The sequence below is a fragment of the Cetobacterium sp. genome, from assembly GCF_048470075.1.
Lineage (GTDB): Bacteria > Fusobacteriota > Fusobacteriia > Fusobacteriales > Fusobacteriaceae > Cetobacterium_A.
On record NZ_DBGBQB010000129.1, the window covers coordinates 1 to 2062 of the forward strand.

General features: G+C 28.1%; 2 protein-coding genes. Both read left to right on the top strand.

What is annotated here, in order from left to right; all coding sequences use genetic code 11:
* Window positions 1-674: 674 nt before the first annotated feature.
* Window positions 675-1394 carry a gamma-glutamyl-gamma-aminobutyrate hydrolase family protein gene (locus ACMOUI_RS04610; RefSeq protein ID WP_418964562.1) on the top strand — a complete coding sequence of 240 codons (720 nt, stop codon included), beginning with the start codon at window positions 675-677 and terminating at the stop codon, window positions 1392-1394.
* A 125-nt stretch (window positions 1395-1519) separates the two neighbouring features.
* Window positions 1520-2062: cyclase family protein (locus ACMOUI_RS04615; protein ID WP_418964563.1), on the top strand; the 543-nt coding region annotated here is incomplete at its 3' end.

Sequence of the window (2062 nt, forward strand, 5' to 3'; positions counted from 1 at the left end):
AAAGATTGTCCCAATTCATCCTCTCCCTAATAGAGGAATAGGTTTTCTCGGGACGTTTTAATAAAAAATTGACAAAACTATAAACATGAGGTAAAAATATAACAATATTTAAAGGTAAATTAATTAAATCATTTAATTTTAGTTCTGTGCTACAAAATCAATATTATTCTTTAAAAAATGAAAAATTACTCTGAGTAGTTTCTTTGATATATCAACCATATTAATGTTCCGAGTTCAGGAAATAAAATTGTAATAAACTTAGCATCAACTTTATCAGTTTTAGTTTTTCTTAGTGTTTGAGACTTCCTAAAGGAAGCTACAGCAAGGGGGTTAAATACCGTAAGGGTATCCCTTGGTACGCAAGAAACTTTCTAAATTTATACCTTAATGTCCGGTAGGTTCAAGCCCTATACGCACATCATTAGCGTCTTGACAGTTTGAGGAGATAATAGAATAGAGAGTGTTAAATCCTTCAAGAGTATTTGTGATTCTTAAATTATTGCTGATAAGAATACCATCAGAGGTAATTTAGTATAAAGCTGTGGTTATAGCCTATATTAAAATGATCTAGTTAAACTAGCTATAGGAGGATATAATAATCCACAGCACTTTAGTAAATTATAACAGATAAATTGATGAAGATTTTTATATCTTCATTATATGAGGAGGTATATATGAAAAAACCGATAATAGGAATTACATCATCACATGAAAAAGAAAATGGATTAAGAAACTATCATAGAACTACAGTTAGCATTGACTATACAAAAGGAGTAATCGAAGGTGGAGGAATTCCAATTATAATTCCTACAACTGCTTGTATAGAAATAATTAAGGAACAGTTAAAGATAATTGATGGATTAATACTTTCAGGAGGGCCTGATATAAATCCAATCTGCTATGGTGAGGATTTTAAAGAGAAAATTGGAGTTATATCACCTGAAAGAGATGATAACGAAATAAAAATATTAACTGAGTTTTTAAAAACAGGAAAACCTATACTTGGAATATGTAGAGGACATCAACTTTTAAATGTTTATTTTGGTGGAACATTATATCAAGATCTATCCTATTTTGGAAAGGAGGTTTTAAAACATAGACAGGATGTTTACCCAGAATTAGAGGTTCATAATGTAATTATTGAAAAGAATAGCATTTTAGAAAAAATTTTTGGATCCCAAGTTAGGACTAACTCTTTTCATCATCAAGCAGTTAAAGATTTAGGGAAAGGATTAAGAGCTATTGCTAGATCTGAAGACGGAGTAATTGAGGCCATTGAAAAGGACAATCATAAATTTTGTTTAGGAATACAATGGCATCCTGAAATGATGGTAGCTAGAGGAAATAAAGAGATGGCTAAAATTTTTAAATTATTAATAAAAAAAAGTTGTTAAAAAAAGATAATAAAGTGTTAGAAGTATTTTTTAACTCTTAATATTAAACTTATCTATAATCTCCTTCAATAAAATTAAGAGTTTTTTATTACTTTTACCTGACCAATAAAAAAAGGAGAAAATCTATGTTTGAGATAAGTTTAAAAATAGATAAAAATCATGAAATATGGAGAGAATTATCATCTAATAAAAATACACTACTGGCATCAGGACATATTGGAACACATATTGATATCCATGAGAAAATGGAGATTCCAAAAGAATATCTAAAATGTGACGGAATTTTAATTGATTGTACAAACTATGATTTAGAAAGAGAAATTGGACTTGAAGTTGTAAAAAAAATTAATATAAAGAAAAAAGATTTTATAATTTTTAAAACAGGAATTCAAAAAAAAGCTCCATATGGAAGTTCAAACTATTTAAAAAATCATCAAGAACTTAGTTGGGAGTTAATAGACTACCTCTTAGATCGAAAAGTCGCTTTTATTGGAATAGATTGTGCTGGGATTAGAAGAGGTGAAGAACATTATAAGGCAGATATAAAATGTGAAAGAAATAAAACATATGTTGTAGAAAATTTATCATCTGAAAATTTAGAAAAACTGCTTTTAAAAAAATTTAAAGTTTTTACAATCTGGATAGATAATCCACTTTTAACTGGATTA